22 protein-coding genes are annotated in these 26,240 nt (G+C 68.5%); 20 read left to right on the top strand and 2 right to left on the bottom strand.

What is annotated here, in order from left to right:
• The first annotated feature begins 110 nt into the window (after window positions 1-110).
• From ACZ5BU_RS06340 to ACZ5BU_RS06245, 20 genes are all read left to right on the top strand, one after another.
• Window positions 111-1,424, top strand: coding sequence for a geranylgeranyl reductase family protein (locus tag ACZ5BU_RS06340; RefSeq protein ID WP_465695979.1), 1,314 nt, complete (start codon window positions 111-113; stop codon window positions 1,422-1,424).
• Between the two features lie 96 nt (window positions 1,425-1,520).
• Entirely contained in the window at window positions 1,521-1,880 is a 360-nt protein-coding gene (locus tag ACZ5BU_RS06335; RefSeq protein ID WP_209692643.1) for an NADH-quinone oxidoreductase subunit A, read from the top strand.
• Between the two features lies 1 nt (window position 1,881).
• Window positions 1,882-2,436: a NuoB/complex I 20 kDa subunit family protein gene (locus tag ACZ5BU_RS06330; RefSeq protein ID WP_344238780.1), complete on the top strand. Its 555-nt coding sequence runs from the start codon at window positions 1,882-1,884 to the stop codon at window positions 2,434-2,436.
• A gap of 73 nt (window positions 2,437-2,509) precedes the next feature.
• Window positions 2,510-3,217: an NADH-quinone oxidoreductase subunit C gene (locus ACZ5BU_RS06325; protein WP_465695978.1), complete on the top strand. Its 708-nt coding sequence runs from the start codon at window positions 2,510-2,512 to the stop codon at window positions 3,215-3,217.
• On the top strand, window positions 3,217-4,569 hold the full coding sequence (locus ACZ5BU_RS06320) for an NADH-quinone oxidoreductase subunit D (protein ID WP_465695976.1): 1,353 nt from the start codon (window positions 3,217-3,219) through the stop codon (window positions 4,567-4,569). Before ACZ5BU_RS06325 ends, ACZ5BU_RS06320 begins: the two co-directional genes overlap by 1 nt.
• Window positions 4,570-5,289 (top strand): NADH-quinone oxidoreductase subunit NuoE, encoded by a 720-nt coding sequence (gene nuoE, locus ACZ5BU_RS06315; protein ID WP_465695975.1) that lies wholly within the window; start codon window positions 4,570-4,572, stop codon window positions 5,287-5,289.
• Window positions 5,290-5,291: 2 nt separating this feature from the next.
• Window positions 5,292-6,602, top strand: coding sequence for an NADH-quinone oxidoreductase subunit NuoF (gene nuoF, locus ACZ5BU_RS06310; RefSeq protein WP_465695973.1), 1,311 nt, complete (start codon window positions 5,292-5,294; stop codon window positions 6,600-6,602).
• Window positions 6,599-9,037 carry an NADH-quinone oxidoreductase subunit G gene (locus ACZ5BU_RS06305; RefSeq protein ID WP_465695972.1) on the top strand — a complete coding sequence of 813 codons (2,439 nt, stop codon included), beginning with the start codon at window positions 6,599-6,601 and terminating at the stop codon, window positions 9,035-9,037. Before nuoF ends, ACZ5BU_RS06305 begins: the two co-directional genes overlap by 4 nt.
• Complete coding sequence (gene nuoH, locus ACZ5BU_RS06300) at window positions 9,034-10,341, top strand: NADH-quinone oxidoreductase subunit NuoH (RefSeq protein ID WP_465695971.1); 1,308 nt, start codon at window positions 9,034-9,036, stop codon at window positions 10,339-10,341. The genes ACZ5BU_RS06305 and nuoH overlap by 4 nt, the downstream gene beginning before the upstream one ends.
• On the top strand, window positions 10,334-10,882 hold the full coding sequence (nuoI, locus tag ACZ5BU_RS06295; protein WP_465695969.1) for an NADH-quinone oxidoreductase subunit NuoI: 549 nt from the start codon (window positions 10,334-10,336) through the stop codon (window positions 10,880-10,882). Before nuoH ends, nuoI begins: the two co-directional genes overlap by 8 nt.
• A complete protein-coding gene (locus tag ACZ5BU_RS06290) occupies window positions 10,879-11,718 on the top strand; it encodes an NADH-quinone oxidoreductase subunit J (RefSeq protein ID WP_465695968.1) in 840 nt (279 codons plus the stop codon). Before nuoI ends, ACZ5BU_RS06290 begins: the two co-directional genes overlap by 4 nt.
• On the top strand, window positions 11,715-12,014 hold the full coding sequence (gene nuoK / locus ACZ5BU_RS06285; protein ID WP_465695967.1) for an NADH-quinone oxidoreductase subunit NuoK: 300 nt from the start codon (window positions 11,715-11,717) through the stop codon (window positions 12,012-12,014). Before ACZ5BU_RS06290 ends, nuoK begins: the two co-directional genes overlap by 4 nt.
• Before the next feature lie 11 nt (window positions 12,015-12,025).
• On the top strand, window positions 12,026-13,894 hold the full coding sequence (nuoL, locus tag ACZ5BU_RS06280) for an NADH-quinone oxidoreductase subunit L (RefSeq protein ID WP_465695966.1): 1,869 nt from the start codon (window positions 12,026-12,028) through the stop codon (window positions 13,892-13,894).
• Window positions 13,891-15,414: an NADH-quinone oxidoreductase subunit M gene (locus tag ACZ5BU_RS06275; protein ID WP_465695964.1), complete on the top strand. Its 1,524-nt coding sequence runs from the start codon at window positions 13,891-13,893 to the stop codon at window positions 15,412-15,414. Before nuoL ends, ACZ5BU_RS06275 begins: the two co-directional genes overlap by 4 nt.
• Window positions 15,415-15,419: 5 nt before the next feature.
• A complete protein-coding gene (nuoN, locus tag ACZ5BU_RS06270) occupies window positions 15,420-17,000 on the top strand; it encodes an NADH-quinone oxidoreductase subunit NuoN (protein ID WP_465696720.1) in 1,581 nt (526 codons plus the stop codon).
• On the top strand, window positions 16,997-18,019 hold the full coding sequence (locus tag ACZ5BU_RS06265) for a polyprenyl synthetase family protein (protein ID WP_465695963.1): 1,023 nt from the start codon (window positions 16,997-16,999) through the stop codon (window positions 18,017-18,019). Before nuoN ends, ACZ5BU_RS06265 begins: the two co-directional genes overlap by 4 nt.
• 42 nt (window positions 18,020-18,061) lie before the next feature.
• The gene (locus ACZ5BU_RS06260) at window positions 18,062-19,249 is read left to right on the top strand and encodes a PucR family transcriptional regulator (RefSeq protein WP_465695962.1); all 1,188 of its coding nucleotides are present in this window, start codon (window positions 18,062-18,064) and stop codon (window positions 19,247-19,249) included.
• A gap of 158 nt (window positions 19,250-19,407) precedes the next feature.
• Window positions 19,408-21,723, top strand: a complete 2,316-nt coding sequence (locus ACZ5BU_RS06255) for a molybdopterin cofactor-binding domain-containing protein (RefSeq protein ID WP_465695960.1) — start codon at window positions 19,408-19,410, stop codon at window positions 21,721-21,723.
• A gap of 6 nt (window positions 21,724-21,729) precedes the next feature.
• Window positions 21,730-22,212 carry a (2Fe-2S)-binding protein gene (locus ACZ5BU_RS06250; RefSeq protein ID WP_465695959.1) on the top strand — a complete coding sequence of 161 codons (483 nt, stop codon included), beginning with the start codon at window positions 21,730-21,732 and terminating at the stop codon, window positions 22,210-22,212.
• A complete protein-coding gene (locus tag ACZ5BU_RS06245; protein WP_465695957.1) occupies window positions 22,205-23,317 on the top strand; it encodes an XdhC family protein in 1,113 nt (370 codons plus the stop codon). The genes ACZ5BU_RS06250 and ACZ5BU_RS06245 overlap by 8 nt, the downstream gene beginning before the upstream one ends.
• Before the next feature lie 16 nt (window positions 23,318-23,333).
• Here the strand turns inward: ACZ5BU_RS06245 and ACZ5BU_RS06240 are convergent, their stop codons facing one another.
• On the bottom strand, window positions 23,334-24,848 hold the full coding sequence (locus ACZ5BU_RS06240) for a phospholipase D-like domain-containing protein (protein ID WP_465695956.1): 1,515 nt from the start codon (window positions 24,846-24,848) through the stop codon (window positions 23,334-23,336).
• Window positions 24,808-26,187 carry a cytochrome bc1 complex cytochrome b subunit gene (qcrB, locus tag ACZ5BU_RS06235; RefSeq protein WP_465695954.1) on the bottom strand — a complete coding sequence of 460 codons (1,380 nt, stop codon included), beginning with the start codon at window positions 26,185-26,187 and terminating at the stop codon, window positions 24,808-24,810. The genes ACZ5BU_RS06240 and qcrB overlap by 41 nt, the downstream gene beginning before the upstream one ends.
• Between the last annotated feature and the right edge of the window lie 53 nt (window positions 26,188-26,240).

Below are 26,240 nucleotides of genomic sequence, written 5' to 3'. Positions count from 1 at the left end.
TTGGGGCGAGTTTCGTGTCCGAGTCAGGCAGTCCTAGACTGTCGAGTGAAGAGGGCTCGTGAAGTCGTTCACGAGCGCACACGCCCCCCAAGAACATCCAGGCCGGAGAGATGAGCCAGAGCGTGCCGAGCGGGCAGCAGGCGGAGACCGCCGATGTGATCGTCGTCGGTGCCGGACCTGCCGGATCGGCGGCCGCGTACCACCTGGCGAACGCCGGTCTCGACGTGCTGCTGCTGGAGAAGACCGCGTTCCCGCGGGAGAAGGTGTGCGGTGACGGGCTGACCCCGCGCGGCACGAAGCAGCTGATCAACATGGGCATCGACATCTCCGAAGAGGCCGGCTGGATCCGCAACTACGGCCTCCGGATCCAGGGCGCCGGGCACCAGTTGCAGCTCGACTGGCCGGATCTGGCCAGCCACCCGAACTACGGCCTGACCCGGAACCGGATGGACTTCGACGACATGCTCGCCCGGCAGGCCGTGAAGGCCGGGGCGCGGCTGCGCGAACGGACCAACGTCAGCGGCCCGATCCTGGACGACCGCGGCCACATCGTCGGCGTCACCGCGAAACCGGTCGACGACAACGGCCGCCGGGCCGGCGACGACGTCGAGTTCCGGGCGCCACTGGTGATGGCGGCCGACGGCAACTCGTCCCGGCTGAGCATCGCGATGGGGCTGCACAAGCGCGACGACCGGCCGATGGGCGTCGCCGTACGGACGTACTTCACCAGCCCGCGGACCGACGACGACTACCTCGAGTCCTGGCTGGAGCTGTGGGCCGACGACCCGAAGCAGCCGGGCGGGAAGGTGCTGCTGCCCGGGTACGGCTGGATCTTCGGGATGGGCGACGGCACCGTCAACGTCGGCCTCGGCATCCTGAACACCTCCGAGGCGTTCGGCAAGGTCGACTACGCCGATCTGCTGAAGGCCTGGCTGAAGAACACCCCGGAGGAGTGGCAGTTCCGGGACGAGTTCCAGACCATTCCGATCCGCGGGGCCGCGCTGCCGATGGGCTTCAACCGGCAGCCGCACTACACCCGCGGGCTGATGCTGCTCGGCGACGCCGGTGGCATGGTCAACCCGTTCAACGGCGAGGGCATCCCGTACGCGATGGAGTCCGGGGCGTTCGCCGCCGAGGTCGCTGCCCAGGCGCTGCGCCGGCAGCCGAACCAGCGCGAGCGCGCGCTGTCGGCGTACCCGAAGGCGCTGAAGCAGGAGTACGGCGGCTACTACACGCTCGGCCGGATCTTCGTGAAGCTGATCGGAAATCCGGAGGTGATGCGGCTGTGCACCAAGTACGGTCTGCCGCGCACCACGTTGATGAAGTTCACCTTGAAGTTGCTGGCCAACCTCACCGACCCGCGCGACGGCGACGTGATGGACAAGATCATCAACGGGCTCACGAAGCTGGCTCCGGCGGCCTGACCGGCGGGGCGGGTGAGCCGAGCCACAGCGGTACTGATAACAACAGACAAGAACAGACACAGACAGACCACCGGCTGAAGGAGGGAGCACGCAGCGATGCACCCCTACACACCGATTCTTGCTCTTGGTGTGCTCGCGCTGCTCTTCGTGGCGGGCAGCATCACCGTGAGTGCGCTGGTCGGCCCGAAGCGGTACAACCGGGCCAGGCTGGACTCGTACGAGTGCGGCATCGAACCGACCCCGCAGCCGGTCGGCGGCGGCCGCTTCCCGGTGAAGTACTACATCACCGCGATGCTGTTCATCGTGTTCGACATCGAGATCATCTTCCTCTACCCCTGGGCGGTGGCCTTCGACCAGATGGCGCTGTTCGGGCTGGTCGAGATGGTCATCTTCATCGTCACCGTCTTCGTCGCGTACGCCTACGTGTGGCGCCGCGGCGGACTGGAGTGGGACTGACATGGGTCTTGAGGAACAGCTTCCGGCCGGCGTACTGCTGAGCACCGTCGAAGGACTGCTCGGCTACATGCGCAAGGCCTCGTTGTGGCCGGCAACCTTCGGGCTGGCCTGCTGCGCCATCGAGATGATGACCACCGGCGCGCCGCGGTACGACGCCGCGCGGTTCGGTATGGAGGTCTTCCGGGCCTCGCCGCGGCAGGCCGACCTGATGATCGTGGCCGGCCGGGTGAGCCAGAAGATGGCTCCGGTACTGCGCCAGATCTACGACCAGATGCCGGGCCCGAAGTGGGTGCTGGCGATGGGCGTCTGCGCGTCGTCGGGTGGCATGTTCAACAACTACGCGATCGTGCAGGGCGTGGACCACGTGGTCCCGGTCGACATGTACCTGCCGGGCTGCCCGCCGCGGCCGGAGATGCTGCTGGACGCGTTCCTGAAGATCCACGACCAGATCCAGCACATGAAGCTCGGCGCGCACAAGAAGGCGCTGCAGACCGAGCAGGAGGCCGCGGCGCTGGTGGCCGCGCCGACGATCGAGATGAAGGGGCTGCTGCGATGACCGAGCGCAGCGAGGGAACAAACAACACAGCGACCCCGTCGCGCAGCGACCACCGAGCGCAGCGAGGTGTTCGATGAGTGACTCCCAACCCGAGAACCTTCCGGCGACCTCTGCCGCCAGTGACGCGCAGACTCCGCAGGCCGAGGTCGTCGACCAGCGCGAGGGCATGTTCGGTGTTCGCGGTACCGGTGACACCTCCGGCTTCGGCGGCCTGCGCCGTCAGGTCGCGCTGCCCGGTGCGACCCCGCGGCCGTACGGCTCCTGGTTCGACGCCGCGGTGGACAAGCTGGAAGGCCTGACCGCCGACGGCTCGGTCGAGAAGGTCGTCGTCGACCGCGGCGAGCTGACCCTGCACATCAAGCGCGAGAATCTGGTCGAGGTGTGCAAGCACCTGCGTGACGACGAGGCGCTGCGGTTCGAGTTCTGCTCCGGGGTCAGCGGGGTCAACTACCCGCACGAGACCGGCCGCGAACTGCACGCGGTGTACCACTTCCTGTCGATCACCCACAACCGCCGGATCCGGCTGGAGGTGTCGGCGCCCGACGCCGACCCGCACATCCCGTCGATCGTCTCGGTCTACCCGGCCAACGACTGGCACGAGCGGGAGACCTGGGACATGTTCGGCATCGTCTTCGACGGTCACCCGGCGCTGACCCGGGTGCTGATGCCGGACGACTGGCCGGGCCACCCGCAGCGCAAGGACTACCCGCTCGGCGGCATCGACGTCGAGTACAAGGGCGCCGTCATCCCGCCGCCCGACACGCGGAGGTCGTACAACTGATGACCCAAACCAATTCCACGCCGTCAGACCCGTACGCGGCCACTCGGGACACGACCGAAGGTCGCGTCTTCACCGTCACCGGCCAGGACTGGGACTCGGTCGTCTCCGGTCTCGGCGACGAGCCGGAGGAGCGCGTCGTCGTCAACATGGGCCCGCAGCACCCGTCCACGCACGGCGTGCTCCGGCTCATCCTCGAGCTCGACGGTGAGAACGTGACCGAGGCCCGCTGCGGCATCGGCTACCTGCACACCGGCATCGAGAAGAACATGGAGTTCCGCTCCTGGGTGCAGGGCGTCACGTTCGTCACCCGGATGGACTACCTGTCGCCGTTCTACAACGAGGCGGCGTACTGCCTGTCGGTCGAGCGGCTGCTCGGGATCGAGGACCAGATCCCGGAGAAGGCCAACGTCATGCGGGTGCTCCTGATGGAGCTCAACCGGATCAGCAGCCACCTGGTCTGTATCGCCACCGGCGGTATGGAGATCGGCGCGCTGACCGTGATGACGATCGGCTTCCGCGAGCGGGAGAAGACCCTCGACCTGTTCGAGCTGATCACCGGGCTGCGGATGAACCACGCGTTCATCCGGCCGGGCGGCGTCGCGCAGGACCTGCCGCCGGGTGCGCTGGACAAGATCCGCGAGTACATCACCTGGATGAACCGGCACCTCAAGGAGTACGCCGAGCTCTGCAACGCCAACCCGATCTTCAAGGCCCGGCTGCAGAACGTCGGCTACCTGGATCTGGCCGGCTGCATGGCGCTCGGGATCTCCGGCCCGACGGTGCGCTCCACCGGGTACGCGCTGGACCTGCGCAAGACCCAGCCGTACTGCGGTTACGAGACGTACGACTTCGACGTGCCGACCTGGGACTCCTCCGACGCCTACGGACGCTTCCGGGTCCGGCTGCAGGAGATGCACGAGTCGCTGAAGATCGTCGAGCAGTGCGCGGACCGGCTGGAGAAGATGGACGGTCAGCCGGTGATGGTCGCCGACAAGAAGATCGGCTGGCCGAGCCAGCTGGCGGTCGGCGCCGACGGGATGGGCAACTCGCTCGACCACATCAAGCACATCATGGGCGAGTCGATGGAAGCCCTGATCCATCACTTCAAGCTGGTCACCGAGGGCTTCCGGGTCCCGGCCGGCCAGGCCTACGTGGCGATCGAGTCGCCGCGTGGCGAGATGGGTGCGCACGTCGTCTCCGACGGTGGCACCAAGCCGTTCCGGGTGCACTTCCGTGACCCGTCCTTCGCAAACCTGCAGGCGATGCCGATCATGTGCGAGGGCGGCCAGGTCGCCGACGTGATCGTCGCCGTCGCCAGCCTTGACCCGGTGATGGGTGGAGTGGACCGCTAAATGGCCGAGAACCACACGACTGCTACCGACAAGACGGTGCCGTACAGCACCGGCGACTCGAAGATCACCGAGACCACGATCGCGGAGATGCGCGAGCTCGCGGCCCGGTACCCCGAGGGCCGGTCCGCGCTGCTGCCGATGCTGCACCTGGTGCAGTCGGTCGAGGGCCGGGTCACCCCGGAGGGCATCGAGGCCTGCGCCGAGGTGCTCGGGCTGACCGGCGCCGAGGTGTCGGCGGTGGCCACCTTTTACACGATGTACAAGCGCCGCCCCGTCGGTGACTACCACGTCGGCGTCTGCACCAACACGCTGTGCGCGGTGATGGGCGGCGACCTGATCTTCGACCGGCTCAAGCAGCACCTCGACGTCGGCAACGACGAGACCACCGAGGACGGCAAGATCACCCTCGAGCACCTCGAGTGCAACGCGGCCTGCGACTACGCGCCGGTGATGATGGTCAACTGGGAGTTCTTCGACGACATGACGCCGGAGTCCGCGACCCAGCTGGTCGACGACCTGCGCGAGGGCAACGAGGTGAAGTCGCCGCGCGGCGCCACCATCTGCACCTGGCGTGAGGCCGAGCGCGTCCTCGCCGGGTACCCGGACGGCCGCGCCGACGAGGGCCCGACCGGTGGCAAGGCCACGCTGGCCGGCCTGCGGCTGGCCCGCGAGCGCAACTGGTCCGCCCCGAACGGCTCCGACACCCCGAAGGAGGCCTGACCATGACCGACGTGCTGACCCCGGTGCTCTCCGACAACTGGGACCAGATCAACGCCTGGCAGCTGGCCTCGTACCAGCGCACCGGTGGGTACGACGCCCTCCGCAAGGCGCTCGCGATGCAGCCGGCCGACGTGGTTGCCACGGTCAAGGACTCCGGTCTGCGCGGCCGTGGCGGCGCGGGCTTCCCGACCGGGATGAAGTGGTCCTTCATCCCGCAGGACAACCCGAAGCCCAAGTACCTGGTCGTCAACGCGGACGAGTCCGAGCCGGGCACCTGCAAGGACATCCCGCTGATGATGGCCTCGCCGCACACGCTCGTCGAGGGCGTCGTCATCGCGTCGTACGCGATCCGCGCGTCGGTCGCCTTCATCTACGTACGCGGTGAAGTGCTGCACGTGGTCCGCCGGCTGCAGCAGGCGGTCCAGGAGGCCAAGGACGCCGGCTACATCGGCACGAACATCCTCGGCAGCGGCTACGACCTGGACGTCGTCGTGCACGCCGGCGCCGGCGCCTACATCTGCGGCGAGGAGACGGCGCTGCTCGACTCGCTGGAAGGACGTCGCGGTCAACCTCGGCTGCGTCCTCCGTTCCCGGCCGTGGCCGGTCTGTACGGCTGCCCCACTGTCATCAACAACGTCGAGTCGATCGCTTCCGTTCCCGTGATCATCAAGAACGGTGCGGACTGGTTCTCCTCGATGGGCACCGAGAAGTCCAAGGGCATGACGCTGTACTCGCTGTCCGGGCACGTCACCCGCCCAGGTCAGTACGAGGCCCCGCTGGGCATCACGCTGCGCCAGCTGCTCGACCTGGCCGGCGGGGTCCGCGAGGGACACGAGCTGAAGTTCTGGACGCCGGGTGGTTCCTCGACGCCGCTGCTGACGGCCGAGCACCTCGACGTACCGCTCGACTACGAGGGCGTCGGCTCGGTCGGTTCGATGCTCGGTACCAAGGCGCTGCAGATCTTCGACGACTCCGTGTGTGTCGTCCGCGCCGTACTGCGCTGGACCGAGTTCTACAAGCACGAGTCCTGCGGCAAGTGCACCCCGTGCCGGGAAGGCACGTGGTGGCTGGTGCAGATCCTCGAGCGGCTGGAGAAGGGCCAGGGGTCGGAGGAGGATCTGGAGGTCCTGCTCGACCTGTCCGAGAACATCCTCGGCCGGTCGTTCTGTGCGCTCGGTGACGGTGCCACGGCGCCGATCACCAGCTCGATCGCGCACTTCAAGGACGAGTACCTGGCGCACTTCGAGAACGGCGGCTGCCCGTTCGACCCGATGGCAAGCACTGTCTTCGCGACTGCTGGAGCTAGCGCATGACGATCCAAGCGAACCCGCCCGCCGGGTCGGAGGTGGAGCGCACCGATCTGGTGACCGTGACCATCGACGACATCGAGGTCAAGGTTCCGAAGAACACGATGCTGATCCGGGCCGCGGAGCAGATCGGGGTCCAGATCCCGCGGTTCTGCGACCATCCGCTGCTGGACCCGGTCGGTGCCTGCCGGCAGTGCCTGGTCGAGATCACCGATGCCGGGAACGGCCGGGGTATGCCCAAGCCGCAGGCATCCTGCACGATCGCCGTCGCCGATGGCATGGTGGTCCGGACCCAGGTCTCCTCGCCCGTTGCCGACAAGGCGCAGCACGGGCAGATGGAGTTCCTGCTGATCAACCACCCGCTCGACTGCCCGGTCTGCGACAAGGGCGGCGAGTGCCCGCTGCAGAACCAGGCGATGAGCAACGGCGCCGGCGAGTCCCGCTTCCACACCAGCCACGGGGTGAAGCGGACGTACCCGAAGCCGATCAACATCTCCGCCGAGGTGCTGCTGGACCGCGAGCGCTGCATCCTGTGCGCGCGCTGCACCCGGTTCTCCGAGCAGATCGCCGGTGACCCGTTCATCGCGCTGATCGAGCGCGGCGCGCTGCAGCAGGTCGGCATCTACGAGAAGGAGCCCTTCGAGAGCTACTTCTCCGGCAACACGATCCAGATCTGCCCGGTCGGTGCGCTGACCAGTGCGGCGTACCGCTTCCGCTCCCGGCCGTTCGACCTGGTCTCGGTGCCGTCCGTGGCCGAGCACGACTCGTCCGGTGCGGCGATCCGGGTCGACTACCGGCGCGGCAAGGTGATGCGCAGGCTGTCCGGCGACGACCCGCAGGTCAACGAGGAGTGGATCTCCGACAAGGACCGGTTCGCGTTCCAGTACGCGACCACCGGCGACCGGCTGACCCACCCGCTGATCCGCGAGGACGGCGAGCTGCGCCCGGCGTCCTGGCCGGAGGCGCTGACCTTCGCGGCCGGGAAGCTGAACGCGGCGCGCGGCAACGCGGCGGTGCTGACCGGCGGCCGGCTGACCCTCGAGGACGCCTACGCGTACTCGAAGTTCGCCCGGGTCGCGCTGGGCAGCAACGACATCGACTTCCGGGCCCGGCCGCACTCCGCCGAGGAGGCCGACTTCCTGGCCGCCGCGGTGGCCGGCACCGGTCTCGGTACGACGTTCGCGGACCTGGAGAAGGCCGGCTCGGTGCTGTTCGTCGGGTTCGAGCCGGAAGAGGAAGCACCGTCGGTCTTCCTGCGCGTCCGCAAGGGCGTGAAGACGCACGGCACCAAGGTGTTCACGGTCGCGGCGTACGCGTCCCGTGGGATCGAGAAGCTCGACGGCGTCGTCGTACCGGCAGCGCCCGGCACCGAGTCCGCCGTACTGGCCGACCTCGGGAACGCCGGCGAGGCCGGGGCGGCTGCCCGGGCCGCGCTCGGTGCAGGCTCGATCATCGTCGTCGGCGAGCGGCTCGCTTCAGTACCGGGCGGGTACTCCGCGGCACTGCGGCTGGCGCTCGACACCGGTGCGGACCTGGCCTGGATCCCGCGTCGCGCGGGTGACCGGGCCGCGCTCGAGGCCGGCTGTCTGCCGGGCCTGCTGCCGGGTGGCCGGCTGGTCAGCGACCCGCAGGCGCGGGTCGACCTTCAGGCCGCCTGGGGTGTGGAGAACCTCCCGGGCGAGACCGGCAAGGACCTGACCGAGATCATCGCCGGCGCGGGCTCGCTGCAGGCCTTGGTCGTCGCGGGTGTCGAGATCGACGACCTGCCGGACCCGGCCGCGGCGCTGGCCGCACTCGAGGCGGCGCCGTTCGTGGTCAGCTTCGAGGTCCGCAACTCGCAGGTCACCGAGTACGCCGACGTCGTGTTCCCGGTCGTACCGCCGGTGGAGAAGTCCGGCACCTTCGTGAACTGGGAAGGCCGCGAGCGGCCGTTCCCGGTCGTACTGAAGGTACCGACCGCGATGCCGGACACCCGGGCGCTGGCCGCGCTGACGCAGGAGATGGGGCACTCGCTCGGCTTCAGCACGCCGGAGGGCGCGAAGCAGGAGTTCGACGAGCTCGGCCGCTGGGACGGCGGCCGCGCGCAGGAGCCGACGTACCAGGCCGGCCCGGCGCTCGGCGCGTTCGACTCGACCCGGCTGGCGACCTGGCGGATGCTGATCGACGACAGCCGGGCCTGCGACGGTGAGCCGCACCTGACCGCGACCGCGCGCCGGCCGGTCGCCCGGATCTCGGTCACCACCGCGCGCCGGATCGGGGTCGCCGACGGGGACGAGCTGGCGGTGAGCACCGACGCCGGGAGCATCCGGCTGCCGGTCGTGATCACGCCGATGACCGACAACGTGGTCTGGCTGCCGACCAACTCGGCCGACTCCCACGTGCGCCGTTCGTTGCACGCAGACCATGGCTCGATCGTGACGATCGCCGGAGGGAACGCATGAACATCCCGCTCGCGGTACCTGACGCGGGGGTCGGGCACGACCCGTGGTGGGTCATCCTGATCAAGGTCCTCTTCATCTTCGTCTTCCTCGTCGTGCTGACGCTGTTCAACATCTGGTGGGAGCGCCGGGTCGTTGCGCGGATGCAGCACCGGATCGGCCCGAACGTGCACGGCCCGCAGGGTCTGCTGCAGTCGCTGGCCGACGGCGTGAAGCTGATGCTGAAGGAAGACCTGATGCCCAAGGGCGTCGACAAGGTCGTCTTCGTGCTGGCGCCCGCGATCGTCGCCATCCCGGCCTTCCTCACCTTCGCGGTGATCCCGTTCGGGCCGACGGTGCGGATCCCCTGGACCGACACCTACACCCGGCTGCAGCTCACCGACCTGCCGGTCTCGGTGCTGTACGTGATGGCGATCGCCTCGATCGGCATCTACGGCATCGTGCTCGGCGGCTGGTCGTCGAACTCGACGTACTCGCTGCTCGGTGGTCTGCGCTCCAGCGCCCAGATGATCTCGTACGAGGTCGCGATGGGCCTCGCGCTGGTCACGGTGTTCCTGTTCGCCGGCTCGCTGTCCACCTCGGAGATCGTGGCCGCGCAGGGGCACCAGACCGTGCACTGGTTCGGGGCGTCGATCCCACTGCCCGGGTGGTACGGGTTCCTGCTGTTCCCGTCGTTCGTGATCTACGTGATCTCGATGATCGGCGAGACGAACCGGGCGCCGTTCGACCTCCCGGAGGCCGAGGGCGAGCTGGTCGCGGGCTTCCTGACCGAGTACTCCTCGATCAAGTACGCGATGTTCTTCCTGGCCGAGTACATCAACATGGCGACCGTGTCGGCGCTGGCCACCACGCTGTTCCTGGGCGGCTGGCGGGCGCCGTGGCCGATCTCGATCTGGGACGGCGCGAACTCCGGCTACTGGCCGGTGCTGTGGTTCATGGGCAAGCTGATGTGCTTCATCTTCTTCTACATCTGGCTGCGCGGAACGCTGCCGCGACTGCGCTACGACCAGTTCATGAAGCTCGGCTGGAAGGTCCTGATCCCGGTCTCGCTGGTCTGGATCCTGCTGGTCGCCACCGTCCGCGCGGTCGGCCGGGAGACGAACTTCAGCCGGACCACCCTGCTGGTCGCCGCGGCCGTGGTCCTGGTGATCGCGATCATCAGCATGTTCGTCCCGGCCAAGCCCAAGCCGGAAGAGCCCGAGGTTGCCGACGGCAAGGACTTCGACGCGTTCGCCGGCGGCTTCCCGGTGCCACCACCAATGGCCGTCAACACTCCGAGCCAAAGCAAGGAAGGCAGCCGTGGCTAGTGTCAAAGAGTCCCTCTGGGACCCGGTAGCCGGGTTCGGCGTCACCTTCCGGACGATGTTCCGCAAGGTGTTCACCGAGCAGTACCCGTTCGAGAAGAAGCCGACCGCCCCACGGTTCCACGGCCGGCACCAGCTGAACCGCTGGCCGGACGGGCTGGAGAAGTGCATCGGCTGTGAGCTGTGCGCGTGGGCCTGCCCCGCGGACGCGATCTACGTCGAGGGCGCCTCCAACACCGAGGGCGACCGGTTCTCGCCGGGCGAGCGGTACGGCCGGGTGTACCAGATCAACTACCTGCGCTGCATCCTCTGCGGTCTGTGCATCGAGGCCTGCCCGACCCGGGCGCTCACCATGACCAACGAGTACGAGCTGGCCGACACCACCCGCGAGTCCCTCATCTACGAGAAGAAGGACCTGCTGGCGCCGCTGCTCCCGGGCATGCAGGAGCCGCCGCACGAGATGCAGCTGGGCACGACCGAGAAGGACTACTACCTCGGTCTGACCGGTGCTGCCGCGCGCCCCGAGGGGAGTGAGACGAAGTGATCGGTCTCGTCACCGGCTCGCAGGTCGCGTTCTGGCTGCTGGCCCCAGTCATGATCCTGGCCGCGATCTGCATGGTGCTGGTCCGCAAGGCGGTGCACTCGGCGCTGCTGCTGGCGACGGTGATGATCTGCCTCGCGGTGCAGTACGCGGCGCAGGACGCGCCGTTCCTGTTCGCGGTCCAGATCATCGTCTACACCGGCGCGATCCTGATGCTGTTCCTGTTCGTCCTGATGCTGGTCGGCGTCGACGCCTCGGACTCGCTGGTCGAGACCATCCGCGGCCAGCGGCTGCTGGCCGGGCTGGCGTTCCTCGGCTTCGGCATCTTGCTGATCGCCGCGGTCGGCAACGCGATCTACGGGCACCCGACCGGACTCGCCGACGCGCAGCCGGACGGCAACCCGAAGGGCATCGCGCAGCTGCTGTTCGGTAAGTACGTGTTCGCGTTCGAGGTCACCTCGGCGCTGCTGATCACCGCGGCGATGGGCGCGATGATGCTGGCGCACCGCGAGCGGCTGACCAAGAAGAAGACGCAGCGCGACCACGCCGAGGAGCGGATCCGCAAGTACGCCGAGCAGGGCATCCACCCGGGCCCGCTGCCGACGCCCGGTGTGCTCGCGCGGCACAACGCCGTCGACACGCCGGCGCTGCTGCCGGACGGGTCGATCGCACCGACCTCGGTTTCGCGTGTGCTGCAGGCACGTGGCACCGTGTTCCCCGAAGCCGAGGAGCGCGCGGACGTCGAAGAGGTCCGCGAACTCGACCTCGGCGAGGCGTACCCGCGTGAGGCGGAGAGCACCGACACGACCGGCTTCGTCGGACAGGAGGAGGGCAAGTGAACACCGAGCCGTACATCGTGCTCGCCGCGATCCTGTTCAGCATCGGTGCGCTCGGCGTGCTGGTCCGCCGGAACGCGATCGTCGTCTTCATGTGCGTCGAGCTGATGCTGAACGCGACCAACCTCGCGTTCGTGAGCTTCGCCCGCCAGCACGGCAACCTCGACGGTCAGATCGCCGCCTTCTTCGTGATGGTGGTGGCCGCGGCCGAGGTCGTGATCGGGCTGGCGATCATCATGGCCATCTTCCGCACCCGTCGTTCGGCCTCGGTCGACGACGCCAACCTGCTCAAGTACTGAGGTAGCAACCGATGAGTCATGAGCTGACGTGGCTGCTGGTCGCCGTACCGGCCTTGTCCGCGGCGATCCTGCTGCTCGGTGGCAAGGCCACCAACGCGTGGGGTCACCTGCTGGGCACGCTGGCGCCGGTGATCTCGTTCGCCTTCGGCGTCGTGCTGTTCTTCCAGATGCAGGGCAAGTCGGGCGACGACCGGTCCACGACGGTCCGGCTGTTCGAGTGGTTCTCGGTCGGCCACATCAAGGTCGACTTCACGCTGCTGATCGACCCGCTGTCGATCCTGTTCGTGCTGCTGATCACTGGTGTCGGTTCGCTGATCCACATCTACTCGATCGGCTACATGGAGCACGACCCACGGCGGCGCCGGTTCTTCGGGTACCTGAACCTCTTCATCGCGTCGATGCTGCTGCTGGTGCTGGCCGCCGACTACCTGCTGGTCTTCGTCGGCTGGGAAGGCGTCGGTCTGGCGTCGTACCTGCTGATCGGCTTCTGGCAGCACAAGGACTCGGCCGCGGTCGCCGCGAAGAAGGCGTTCGTGGTGAACCGGGTCGGTGACATCGGTCTCTCGCTCGCGGTGATGAGCATGTGGGCGCTGTTCGGCTCGTCGGCCTTCTCCACGGTGGACGCCGGTGCCGGGCACCTGTCCAAGACGTGGGCCACGCTGCTCGGCCTGATGCTGCTGCTGGCCGCCTGCGGCAAGTCCGCACAGGTGCCGCTGCAGTCCTGGCTGCTGGACGCGATGGAGGGCCCGACCCCGGTGTCGGCGCTGATCCACGCGGCGACGATGGTCACCGCGGGCGTCTACCTGGTGGTCCGCTCGCACGCGATCTACGCGGTCACCGACGCGGCCTCGACCGCGGTGGTGATCGTCGGTACGGTCACCGCGCTTGCTGGTGCGATCATCGGTTGCGCCAAGGACGACATCAAGAAGGCGCTCGCCGGTTCGACGATGAGCCAGATCGGCTACATGATGCTCGCCGCGGGCCTCGGCCCGGTCGGGTACGTGTTCGCGATCTTCCACCTGCTCACCCACGGTTTCTTCAAGGCGAACATGTTCCTCGGCGCCGGATCCGTGATGCACGGTATGGACGACGACGTGAACATGCGCCACTACGGTGCCCTGCGGACGCCGATGAAGATCACCTTCGTCACGTTCGCGTTCGGTTACCTGGCGATCCTCGGCATCCCGCCGTTCGCGGGCTTCTTCAGCAAGGACAAGATCATCGAGGCCGCGTTCGCGGACAACACGGTGATCGGTCTGTGCGCGCTGCTCGGCGCCGGTATCACCGCGTTCTACATGTCGCGGGTGATGCTGATGACGTTCTTCGGCAAGAAGCGCTGGGCCGAGGAGGTGCACCCGCACGAGTCGCCCAAGGTGATGACGTGGCCGCTGATCATCCTCGCCGCGCTCTCGCTCGGCGGTGGTGCGCTGTACTTCGCCGGCCACTGGATCGTGAAGTGGCTCGAGCCGATCGTCGGGCACGAGGAGGCGCACGCGCCGCTGAACGCCACGGTGATGACGATCATCACGCTCGCGGTGGTCGCGGTGGGTATCGCGATCGCGGTGCTGATGTACCGCCGGGACATCCCGCGCGAGGCACCCGTCGGCTCCCCGATCACCCGGTTCGCCCGGCGTGACCTGTACGGCGACGCGCTCAACGAGGCGCTCTTCATGCGTCCCGGGCAGTACCTGACCCGGACGCTGGTCTGGCTCGACAACCGGGGCGTCGACGGCCTGGTCAACGGCCTGGCCGCACTCTTCGGCGGACTGTCCGGCCGGCTCCGCCGGTTCCAGACGGGCTTCGTCCGTTCGTACGCACTCAGCATGGTCTTCGGCGCCGCATTCGTGGTCGTCGCCCTCCTCGCGGTGAGGTTGTCGTGAACATCGGTTGGCTGACCCTGTTACTGCTCCTGCCGTTCGTCGGGGCGATCGCGACGATGCTGGTGCCGAAGGCGAAGGCGCTGACGGCCAAGCAGGTCGCGCTCGGGTTCTCGCTCGTGACGCTGGTCCTGACCGTGATCGTCGCGATCGGGTACCACCGCAACGGCGCCGCGGACTACGCCGAGACGCACACCTGGATCAAGGCGTTCGGCGCGCACTACGCGCTCGGCCTGGACGGTCTCGGCATCGTCATGGTGGTGCTGACCGCGCTGCTGTCGCCGATCGTGATCATCGCGTCCTGGAACGACGCCGCGCACGGACGCTGGTCGGAGAAGTCCTTCTTCGCCTGGATCCTCGGCCTGGAGGCGCTCTCGATCGGCGTCTTCTCCGCGACCGACGTGTTCCTGTTCTACGTGCTGTTCGAGGCCACGCTGATCCCGATGTACTTCCTGATCGGTGGCTTCGGCGGCCCGCAGCGTTCGTACGCCGCGGTGAAGTTCCTGCTCTACTCGCTGCTCGGCGGTCTGCTGATGCTGGCCTCGGTCGTCGGCCTGTACGTCGTCTCGGCCAAGCACGGCGCCCCGTCGTACCTGCTGTCCGACATGGTCAAGCTGGACATCAGCCAGAACACCGAGCGCTGGCTCTTCCTCGGGTTCTTCTTCGCGTTCGCGGTGAAGGCGCCGATGGTGCCGTTCCACACCTGGCTGCCGGACGCGGCCGGTGAGGCGACGCCGGGGACGTCGGTGCTGCTGGTCGGCATCCTGGACAAGATCGGCACCTTCGGGATGATCCGGTTCTGCCTGGGCCTGTTCCCGAACGCGTCCCAGTGGGCCACCCCGGTGATCCTGGTGCTGGCGCTGATCTCGGTGCTGTACGGCGCGCTGCTGGCGATCGGGCAGACCGACATCAAGCGGCTGATCGCGTACACGTCGATCTCGCACTTCGGCTTCATCGTGATGGGCATCTTCGCGCTGACGTCGCAGGGCCTGACCGGGTCGACGCTGTACATGTTCAACCACGGTCTCTCCACCGCGGCACTGTTCCTGGTCGCCGGGTACCTGATCTCCCGGCGCGGGTCCGCGCGGATCGCCGACTACGGCGGGGTCGAGAAGGTGGCGCCGGTTCTCGCCGGAACGTTCCTGTTCGCCGGCCTGTCCAGCCTGGCGCTGCCCGGCCTGTCGCCGTTCATCTCCGAGTTCATGGTGCTGGCCGGGACGTTCAGCCGGCACAAGGTGATCGCGGTGATCGCGGTCCTCGGGATCGTGCTGGCCGCGCTGTACATCCTGCTGATGTACCAACGCACGATGACCGGCCCGGTCCGCGAGGGGATCGAGAAGCTGAAGGACCTGAACCCGCGTGAGGTGCTGGCGATCGCACCGCTCGTGATCCTGATCATCGGCCTGGGCATCTTCCCGAAGCCGATCGTCGACATCATCAAACCCGCGGTCGACTCGACCATGCAGCGGGTGGGCGTGACCGACAAGGCACCGCAGATCCCCGTGACGGAGGGACAGAAGTGACCGCGATGTTGCTGCCGCTGGCGGACTTCACGAAGCCCAGCATCGAGTACGGCGAACTGCTTCCGCTGTTCATCGTCTTCGGTGCCGCGGCCGTGGGAGTCCTGGTCGAGGCGTTCGTGCCCCGGCCGCTGCGGCACCTGGTGCAGCTGACGATCACGGTGGTCGCCGTGATCGCGGCCGGCGTGCGGACCGGCATGCTGATGCACGGCAAGAAGGAGATCATCGCCGCCCAGGGTGCGATCTCGGTCGACGGCCCGGCGCTGTTCACCTGGATCATCCTGCTGGCGCTGACGCTGATCAGCGTGCTGCTGTTCGCCGAGCGCTCGATCGACGGCGGCCTGTCCGCGTTCGCCGGCCAGGCGGCCGCGGTGCCGGGCTCGGAGGCCGAGCGGGAGGGTACGGCGGCCCGCGTCGAGCACACCGAGATCTTCCCGCTGACGCTGTTCGCGGTCGGCGGCATGATGCTGTTCGCGGCGTCGAACGACCTGCTGATCCTGTTCGTCGCGCTCGAGGTCTTCTCGCTGCCGCTGTACCTGCTCTGTGGCCTGGCCCGCCGTCGCCGGCTGATCTCGCAGGAAGCCGCGATGAAGTACTTCCTGCTCGGGGCGTTCTCGTCGGCGTTCCTGCTGTTCGGCATCGCGCTGCTGTACGGGTACGCCGGCACCATGTCGCTCGGCGGCATCGCCGACGCGCTCGGTACGCAGACCGGTGGCGACACGATCCTGCTGGCCGGTACCGGTCTGCTCGGGGTCGGCATGCTGTTCAAGGTCGGCGCCGTACCGTTCCACTCCTGGACGCCGGACGTCTACCAGGGCGCCCCGACGCCGGTCACCGGCTTCATGGCGGCCTGCACCAAGATCGCGGCGTTCGTCGGCCTGATGCGGGTCTTCTACGTCGCGCTCGGCGGAACCCGCTGGGACTGGGCGCCGATGATGTGGATCATCGCGATCCTCACCATGGTGGTCGGTTCGATCGTCGCGATCACCCAGACCGACGTGAAGCGGATGCTGGCGTACTCGTCGATCGCGCACGCGGGCTTCCTGCTGACCGCGTTCGTCGGCCTCGCGCAGGCGGGCAACGGCGTCCACAACGGGATCACCTCGACCCAGGCGGTGCTGTTCTACCTGGTCTCGTACGGCTTCCCGACGATCGGCGCGTTCGCGGTCGTCACGCTGGTCCGGGACGCGGGCGGCGAGGCGACGCACCTGTCCCGCTGGGCGGGCCTGGGCAAGAAGTCGCCGCTGCTGGCCGGCATCTTCGCGTTCTTCCTGCTGTCCTTCGCCGGGATCCCGCTGACCGCGGGCTTCACCGGCAAGTGGGCGGTCTTCAGCGCGGCGTGGAGCGGCGGCGCCTGGCCGCTCGTAGTTGTCGCTGTCCTGTCGAGCCTCGTGGCCGCGTTCTTCTACGTTCGCGTGATCGTGCTGATGTTCTTCTCCGACCTGCCGGCCGACGCGCCGGACGTGGCGCTGCCGGGCTGGCAGACCACGTCGGCGGTCGCACTGGGTCTCGCCGCCACGGTGGTGCTCGGTCTGGTTCCCGGACCGGTGCTCGACCTGGCGGCCCGAGCTGGTGAGTTCATCCGTTGAGTCCGACCCCGCTGCCGGCCGAGAGCCTGGGATTCGAGTTCGCCGACGCGGCGCTCGAGTCCCGGGTTCGTGCTGGGCTCGAGCGTGTGGAGCAGGCGCTGCTCGACGCGACCGAGTCCGAGGCGCCGTTCGTCACCGCCGCCGCCCGGCACGTCATGGTTGCCGGTGGCAAGCGGTTCCGGCCGCTGCTGGTACTGCTGGGGGCAGAGTTCGGCGCTGACGCCGGATCCGATGACGTGGTGAAGTCTGCGGTCGTCGTCGAGTTGACGCATGTCGCGACGCTGCACCACGACGACGTGATGGACGAGGCCGCGCTGCGCCGCGGCTCGTCCACCGCGAACGCGCGCTGGGACAACTCGGTCGCGATCCTGTCCGGCGACTGGCTGTTCGCCCGCGCGTCGGACCTGGTCGCGGACCTCGGGCCGGAGGCGGTCCGGATCCAGGCGCGTACCTTCGGCCGGCTGGTCGAGGGGCAGATCCGCGAGACGATGGGCGTCGGCGAAGGCCAGGACCCGTTGAAGCACTACCTGTCGGTGGTCGCCGACAAGACCGGCTCGCTGATCGCGACGTCCGCCGTCTTCGGCGCTCGGTACGCCGGAGCCTCCGAGGAGATCCAGGAGGCGCTGCGCGCGTTCGGTGAGGAGATCGGCGTCGCGTTCCAGCTCGCCGACGACATCCTCGACATCGCCTCGGAGTCGGGTCAGTCGGGCAAGACGCCCGGTACGGACCTGCGCGAGGGTGTGCCGACGCTGCCGGTACTGATCTTCCGCGCCCAGGCCGATCCGACCGATCCGACGGACGCGCGGCTGCTCGAGCTGCTGGACTCGGACCTGTCCGACGACGCCCGCCTCTCCGAGGCTCTGGACCTGCTCCGCTCCCACCCGGCGTTCCACCAGGCCGAGGAGGACGTACGCCGCCGCGCGGCCGACGCCCGCAAACTCCTCGCCACCCTCCCCGACGGTCCCGGCCGCCAGGCCCTCGACACCCTCTGCGACCTGGTAGCAACCCGCTCGGTCTGAGGTCTGTGCCGTTCGGCGACGGTGTGCGATGCTGTGCCGACTATGGGTAGCGCTGTTGATCGGGCCGGGCTGACCGTGGAGTCGCTGGCGCAGAGTGTGCTGGGCAATCTGCCGGAGTTGACGGACGTCCTGGTGGCGACGATCTACGAGCAGAATCCGGTGTACGAGGAGCTGGATGCCGTGCCCCGGCAGGACTTGTGGCGGTCCTGTCATGACAACGTTGCCCGGGTTGTGCAGATGATTGCCGACAGCGACGACCACTTCGATGCGGCGCAGGCGACCGGGCGGCGGCGGGCGGAGCAGCGGATGCCGTTGGACGACGTACTGAAGTCGTTCCGGCTAGGCGGCCGGGTCGTCTGGGAGGCGTTGATCGACGAGGCGCGGGCGCAGGGGATGGCCGAGTCCGAGGTGTTGCTGGACGTCGCCGGCAAGGTCTGGGAGGTCGTTGACCGGACGTCGTCACAGGTCGCGACCGCGTACCACGCCGCCGAGCGCTACCTGGTCCGCGCCGACGAACAGCGCAGGTCGACGCTGTGGGAGGGGCTCCTGCAGGGCCGGGCGAATCGCGCCTTCGTCCAGGAAGCGGCCACCGTCCTGGACATCCCGGTGAACGGCCCGTACGTGGTGGTCGCGATCGACAACCTGATCGACGACGACTGTACGACGACCTCGTTCGCCCGGCGGTTGGCCGGCGTACGGGTCGCGTCCGCCTGGCAGGTGCGGCCGCAGACCGTCGTCGGATTGCTTGCCCTCGGCACCGAGTCCGCAGATACGGTACTCCGGCTGCTGCGCCGATTCGTAGACGCGCCTGCCGGACTCTCCGGGGTGGTCGCAGGTCTGGCCGAGGTGGACGTCGCGTACCGGCAGGCGATGCTGGCCCGCCGGACCCTGCCGCCCGGCCGGATCGAGGTCGCCGCGTTACCCGAACACCTTCCGGAGGCGTTGTTGCTCAGCGCACCCGAGCTGGCCGACCAGCTGATCCAGGCCTGGCTGATGCCGCTGACAACCACCTCGGCCCCGGAACGCGAGCTGTTACTGGACACCTTGGACAAGTGGGTCCTGGCCGCCGGATCGGTCCGCCGTACGGCGGAACTCGCGCACTGTCACCGGAACACGGTCATCAACCGCCTGCACCGGGTCGAGCAGATCACTGGCCGTGACATCACCGAGGACGGCGTCCAGTTGGAGCTCGGCCTTGCCCTGAAGGCTTTCCGGCTCTTCCCTGCGTGACCGAACGCCTGCCTGTGCGTTGTGCACAGTGAAACCGTTGGAAACCTAGGCATTGCGGCTATCCCGCAGCGACTCCGGCGGTGCCAGACTGCGTTCCCAGCATTGCTAGAGCTCGGAGGTCCCCAATGGTCGAACGCAGCGCCGGACACCGTCGATCGTTGGCGCCACCAAGCGACGAGAAGCCAGGTTTGCTCGGCCGGCGGCGCGTCCTCGGCTACCTGATCGCCGCCCCGACGCTGGCGGTCGGGGTGAGCTGGCTCGTCAACGATTCCGACCCGCGTCCGGCCGACGCCGCGGTCCCGTCGCTGCCGCAGCCGGTGGACGTCTTCGACCTCGGCGACCTGCAGAACCTCGCCGCGTCGCCGACGTCCGGCCTGATCACGGTCCAGCTGCGCACCGACGGTATGGCGTACTTCGCCGTACCGCGGGCCGAGGTCGGGCAGGGGATCACGACCGCGTTCGCGATGATCGTCGCCGAGGAGCTGGACCTGCCGATCGACAAGGTCGAGATCGGCCTCGCGGACGCCCGTCCCGAGCTGCTGATGAACCAGCTGACCGGCGGATCGAACTCGATGCGCAGCATGTACACCCCGGTCCGTACCGCCGCCGCGATCACCCGTCAGCGCCTGGTCGAGGTGGCTGCTCTGCAATGGGGTGTCGCGGTCGACAAGGTCACCGCGGCCGCCGGCGTGCTGAGCGGACCGAACGGTCTGACGGCGACGTACGGGTCATTGGCGACCGCGGCCGCTGTCACCAAGACTCTGGAGGTGACGGCGCAGCTCAAGCCCTCGTCGGAGTTCACGGTTCTCGGCAAGCCGCAGAACCGGGTCGACGCGTACGACATCGTCACCGGCCGCAAGCAGTTCGCGATGGACATGCACGTACCGGGTGCGAAGCCGACGATGGTGGCCCGGCCGCCGACGATCAACGGGACGTTGCGCCGGATCAACAACCTCTCGGCGATCCGGGCGATGCCGGGCGTCACCGATGTCGTTGGTATCGCCCACGGTGTGGCGATCCGCGCGGAGACCTTCGGTCAGTGCATCGACGCGATCCAGAAGGTCGACGCGACCTGGGGTCCGGGCACGGTCGACGAGGAGTCCGACGCGACCGTGCTGGCGAAACTGCGTGCGGCCCAGCTGCCGATGACGGTGCCGCCGCTGCTGACCCAGACGCTCGACGCGGAGTTCGTGTTCGCGTTCGCCAGCAACAGCCCGCTGGAGCCGGACTGCGCGATCGCGGACGTCGGCCCGGACAGCGCGGAGATCTGGGCCAGCCTCAAGGTGCCGATCGTGGCGCAGGAGGACATCGCGAAGCACCTCGGCCTGCCGATCGACGCGGTCAAGGTACACGTGGTGCAGGGCGGCGGCTCGTTCGGCCGGCACCTGTTCCACGACGTCGCGGCCGAGGCGGCGGAGATCTCGCAGAAGATGGGCAAGGCGGTCAAGCTGTCCTGGTCGCGGACCGACAACTTCCGCCAGGGCCGTACGCACCCGATGAGCACGTCGCGGGTCCGGGTGAACTACGCGGCCGGCAACGTGCTCAGCTACGAGCAACGGCATACCAGCGTCCAGACGGACTTCGGCCACGGTCTCGGCGAGATGCTCACCTCGTACGCGGCCCACCTGCCGATCGGGGGCAACCTGTCGTTCGCCGAGTCGATCTTCGAGCTCACCCAGTCCTCGCCGTACAACTTCGGCGTGACGACGCAGCTGCTGAACGAGATCCCGCTCGAGTTCAACACCGGCAGCATGCGCAACATCTACTCGCCGAACGTGGTCTGCGCCGAGGAACTGATGGTCGACCAGCTCGCCGCGAAGCTGGGCCAGGACCCGGTCCACTTCCGCCGGAGCTTCCTCAAGGACCAGCGGCTGCTCGCCGTCCTGAACAAGGCGGCCGAGGTCGGCAACTGGGGTAAGGCGATGCCGAAGGGTACGGCGCAGGGCATCGGCGTGCACTCCGAGTACCGGGCCGCGGTGGCGACGCTGGTCGAGATCGACTGCCGCCCCGGGACGGTGGACCGGCCGTTGCCCGTCGAGGGGGTGACGGGGCCGCGGGTCACCAAGGCGTTGATCGTCGTCGACCCGGGGTTCTGCATCAACCCACGCGGTCTGGAGGCGCAGATGTTCGGCGGCCTGCAGGACGCGATCGCGCTGGCGCTGACGTCCAGCCTGCACATCAAGGACGGCATCCCGCTCGAGGGCAGCTGGGACAACTACTTCTACACCCGGGAGTGGAACACGCCGCTGGACGTGCAGGTGGTGATCATGCCGAACACCAGCGACAGCCCCGGCGGTGCCGGTGAGCTCGCGGTGGCTCCTTCCTTCGCGGCGGTCGCGTGTGCGTACGCACGTGCGACCGGCACGCTGCCGAAGTACTTCCCGATCAACCACGGCACGCTCGGGTTCGAGCCGTTGCCGGTGCAGCCGTCCACCCCGCAGTCGCCGACCGACGGCCTCGACCACACGTTCTGAGGGATCATGCCTACGCACACTTTCAAGCTCAACGGCAAGCAGGTCAGCGTCGACGTCGAGGACAACGTGCGGCTGCTGTGGGTGCTGCGCGACCTGCTCGGCATCACCGGCCCGAAGTACGGGTGCGCGCTGAACGTCTGCAAGTCGTGCACCTCGCACATCAACGGCAAGGCGTTCAACCCGTGCTCGGTGCAGGTGAAGGACATCGAGCCGACCGACGAGGTGACCACGATCGAGGGGTTGCCGGCGACGGTCGGCAAGGACCTGCACCCGATGCAGGAGGCCTGGCTGAAGTACGACGTCGCCCAGTGCGGGTACTGCCAGCCCGGGCAGATCATGGCCGCCACCGCGCTCGTCCGGCAGGCGCACGAGGAGGGCCGGACGATCACCGACGCGGACCTCGACGAGCTGCGGAACATCTGCCGCTGCGGGACGTACTCGCGGATCCGCGAAGCGGTCAAGGCCGGCGCGGAGAACATGGGTGCGTGAGGTACTCGCGCACGTCCGGGACTGGTACGAGGCCGGCGAGCGGTTCGCGATTGCGACCGTGATCGACACGTTCCGTTCGGCGCCGCGGCAGCCGGGCGCGACGATGGCGGTGTCGTCCGCCGGTGTGGTGGTCGGGAGCGTGTCGGGCGGGTGCGTCGAGGCCGACGTGTACGCGGTGGCCGAGGAGGTCATCCGGACCGGGGTTCCGGTGGTACGGCGGTACGGGATCTCCGACGACGACGTGATCGCGATCGGGCTGACCTGCGGCGGCGTGCTCGACGTACTGGTCGAGCCGGTCGATCCGGCGTCGTACGTGGAGTTCGGCGCGGTCGCGGACGCGATCGAATCAGGCCGGCCGATGGCGGTGGCGACCGTGGTCACGGCGGGCGAGCGCCTCGGCCGGCGCCTCGTCATCGGCCCATCAATCAGCGGCAGCCTGGGCGATGCCGGGCTGGACAGTGCGGTGGTCGACGACGCGCTGGGGATGCTCGCCGGCGGCTCGACCGGGATCCGCTCGTACGGCGTCCATGGGGAATGTGAGCGCTCCGATGTGGCCGTGTTCGTGCAGGCGTTGACGCCGCCGCCGCGGATGTTCGTGTTCGGGGCGATCGACTTCGCGGCGGCCGTGGCGCGGGTCGGCAAGTTCCTCGGGTACCACGTCACGGTGTGCGACGCGCGTGCCGTCTTCGCCACCCGGGCGCGGTTCCCCGAGGCGGACGAGGTGGTGGTCGACTGGCCGCACCGGTTCCTCGCGGGCGTACTCGACACCTTCGACAGCCGGACGGCGTTGTGTGTGCTGACCCATGACCCGAAGTTCGACGTACCGCTGCTTCAGCTGGCGTTGCGGACCGATGCCGGCTACATCGGCGCGATGGGATCACGCCGTACCCACGAGGACCGGCTGATCCGCCTGCGCGCCGCGGGGCTCACCGAGGCAGAGCTAGCCCGGATGTCGTCGCCGACCGGCCTGGACCTCGGCGCGCGGACGCCCGAGGAGACGGCGATCTCGATCGCGGCCGAGATCATCGCCACCCGGACGGCGGCCAGTACCCGTCCGCTCTCCACGACCACGGGCCGTATCCACACGAATGGCGCGCTCGTTTAGACCAGACAGGACCTAGTCAGAAGGTGTTGTGGCGACGGGCCGCGTGTGGGCGGCCGTCCGGATCGTAGAGGTGGTGGGCGAGCCAGCCGGCCCAGACCGACTGGAACTGGCTGACGGCCTGCGGGCGGTGCGACCGGATCAGTCCGCGAGGTCGTGGCCCTCGGCAACCATCGGCGTACCACCGGTCGAGGGCGCCGGCCGTCGACCGCCACTGTTCGAAGCCGCTGACCGGCTCCAGCTCGGGCTCGGCCGTGCCGAGGTGTTCGGACCACAGCTCCGAGCGGAGCGACCGGGCGAACTCGGGCGAGTCGATCGCGCAGGTGAGCTCGCTGTCGCTGGTCCACGACCTGAGGTTGAAGTTGTCCGATCCGCAGGTCGTCCAGCGGTCGTCGACGATGCAGACCTTCGCGTGGACGTAGATCGGTACGCCGTCCACGTTCTCGAGGTCGTAGACGGCGACCCGGTCGGAGTCCAGGTGCCGCAACGCGTCCAGCTGCGCCCGTCGGGTCGGCGGTCCGCTGATCCGGCCGTCGTGGTCCGGGAACCGCGGTACCACCGCGATGATCCGCAGCGCCGGCGACCGGGCCAGCGCGTCCCGGAGAGCTTCGGCGACCGGGTCCGACCAGAGGTACTGGTCCTCCACGTAGATCAGGGACTCCGCCCGGGCGAACGCCTTCAGGTACGCCCGGGCGATGCTGTACTCACCGTGCGGCGCGAAGGGGAAGCCTGGATGCCTGTGCCCGTACGTCCGTAGCACCTGCACGGCGTGCGGACCGGCAGGCGGCGGATCCGGGAAGGCCTCCGGGAGTTGCTCGGGGTGGCGTGGCATCCGGGCCAGCCGCTGAACGACCATCCGGTACGGCGTCCGCCGGTCCAGCGGATGGCCGTCGTCCCACCGTTCGGCGAAGCAGCGCAACAGGTCGCCGACCGCCGGCCCGCGGACCTCGAGCGTCACGTCGTGCCACGGCGGCCGTGGTCCGTACCGCGGATCCATCGGCGCGGCCTGCGGATCGCCCTGGTGCCGGAGGTCGTCGCGCCGCCCGTGGCACAGGTCGATGCCGCCGACGAAGGCGACGTCGTGCGCTTCCGCGTCCCGGTGCCGGATGACGAACAGCTTCTGGTGGTGCGAGGCCAGCCGACGGACCCGCTGGTCCAGCAGGACCTCGCCGCCGGCCTCGTTCAGCTCGGTGCCGAAGTGCTGGTTCTCCTGCGAGCTGAAGGTCAGGTGGTCGGAATGCGAGCGCCAGAGCAGGGCGCGGACCTGCACCCCGGATCGGGCCAGGTCGCAGAGCGCCTCGCCGATCGACGGGCCTTCGTCGTCGAGCATTTCGTCCGGATCGCCGCGCCAGTCGGTGAAGTACACCTGGTCGCCAGGTCGCAGTACGCGCAGTTCGTCGTACAACCGCCGGAAGTACGTCGCACCGTGCACCAGCGGCCGGACCAGGTTGCCCTCGGTCCACGCACCGCCGGAATCGATACCGGTCGCCGGGTTACCCCGCTCGGCCGCTGTCAGGAACCAGTCGTGTGTCACCGACCCCCTGTGCCCCGGATCGCCCCAGCTCACGACTCGGCCGGTGCACCTCGACGTACCCGCCGTCCGGGCGCCGGAAGATCCGGCCGGTCTCGATGCCGTGTTCCGCGACCTCTGCCTCGCTCTGCTGCAGACCCAGGCAGATACGCCGCGTGACGAACAGCGCGGCGGGCGGGCCGAGGATCAGCAGCACCTGGAAGACGTGCAGGAGCGCGTTCATCGACAGGTGGAACTGGACGGCCATCGTGTCGGCACCGGCCGCGGCCCACAACACGGCGTAGAAGGTCATCCCGGCCACACCGATGCCGGTACGGGTCGGGTTGTCGCGCGGGCGCTCCAGGAGGTCGTGATCCTTCCGGTCACCGGTCAGCCGCTCCTCGATGAACGGGTAGCCGGCGACGAGCCCGAGGAACAGCGTGCAGGCCGCAACCGGTACGAGGACCGCGAAGCTGATCGTCTTGCCCCACCAGACCACCTCCCACCCCGGCGCCAGCCGCAGCGACCCGTCCAGGAACGCCAGGTACCAGGCCGGGCCGACCCCTGCCGAGGTGTCCGCCGGATCGGCAGGCCCGTACAGCCACACCGGGTTGATCGTCGCCGTCGCGCCCATCACCACCGACACCCCGGCCACGAAGGCGAACAGCCCGGCACCTTTCGCGACTGCGACCTTCGCCGACTTCGTACGCCCATTGGCGAACCGGGCGGGCTTCTGCCTCAGCCCGAGCACCGCCCAGGCGGCGAAGAGTACGAGCAGTACGACGGGCAGCACGATCACGTGCAACGGGTAGAACCGCGAGATCACATCCCCCGGGAACTCCCCGCCGAACAACACGTACGACAAGGCGGACCCGACGAACGGCGTCGCCTGCAGAACCCCGTCGAGTACGGCGAGACTCGTGCCCGACGCCATGTCGTCCGGCAGCGACGTACCGGTGAGGGCCGCTCCGAGCGTGACCACCAGCAGCCCGAACACCACGATCCACGCCAACCGCCGCGGCCGCCGGAACCCGGCCGTGAAGAACAACCGCAACAGGTGCAGGGTGATCGCGGCCACCATCAGCAAGGTCGACCAGTGATGGATCTGCCGCACCAGCAGCCCACCCCGTACCTCGAACGTGATCCGCAACGTGGAGTCCAACGCCCGCGACATCGGCAACCCACGGAGCGGCCCGTACGGCCCGTCGTACACGACGTGACCAACAGAAGGCTCGTAGTACACGGTGAGGACCACGCCACTCACCACGAGCATGACGAAGCTGTAGAAGGCGATCTGCCCGAACAACAACGACCAATCGTCCGGAAACACCCGCCCACGAAGATTGCCCCAGGGACCCCTCATACCCATACGACCCCACGGCCCCCACGATTGTGACGTCCCGTGTCGCAGCTCAC

It is taken from the genome of Kribbella sp. NPDC031520 (assembly GCF_055580825.1).
This window is presented reverse-complemented; position numbering and strand designations above follow the sequence as displayed.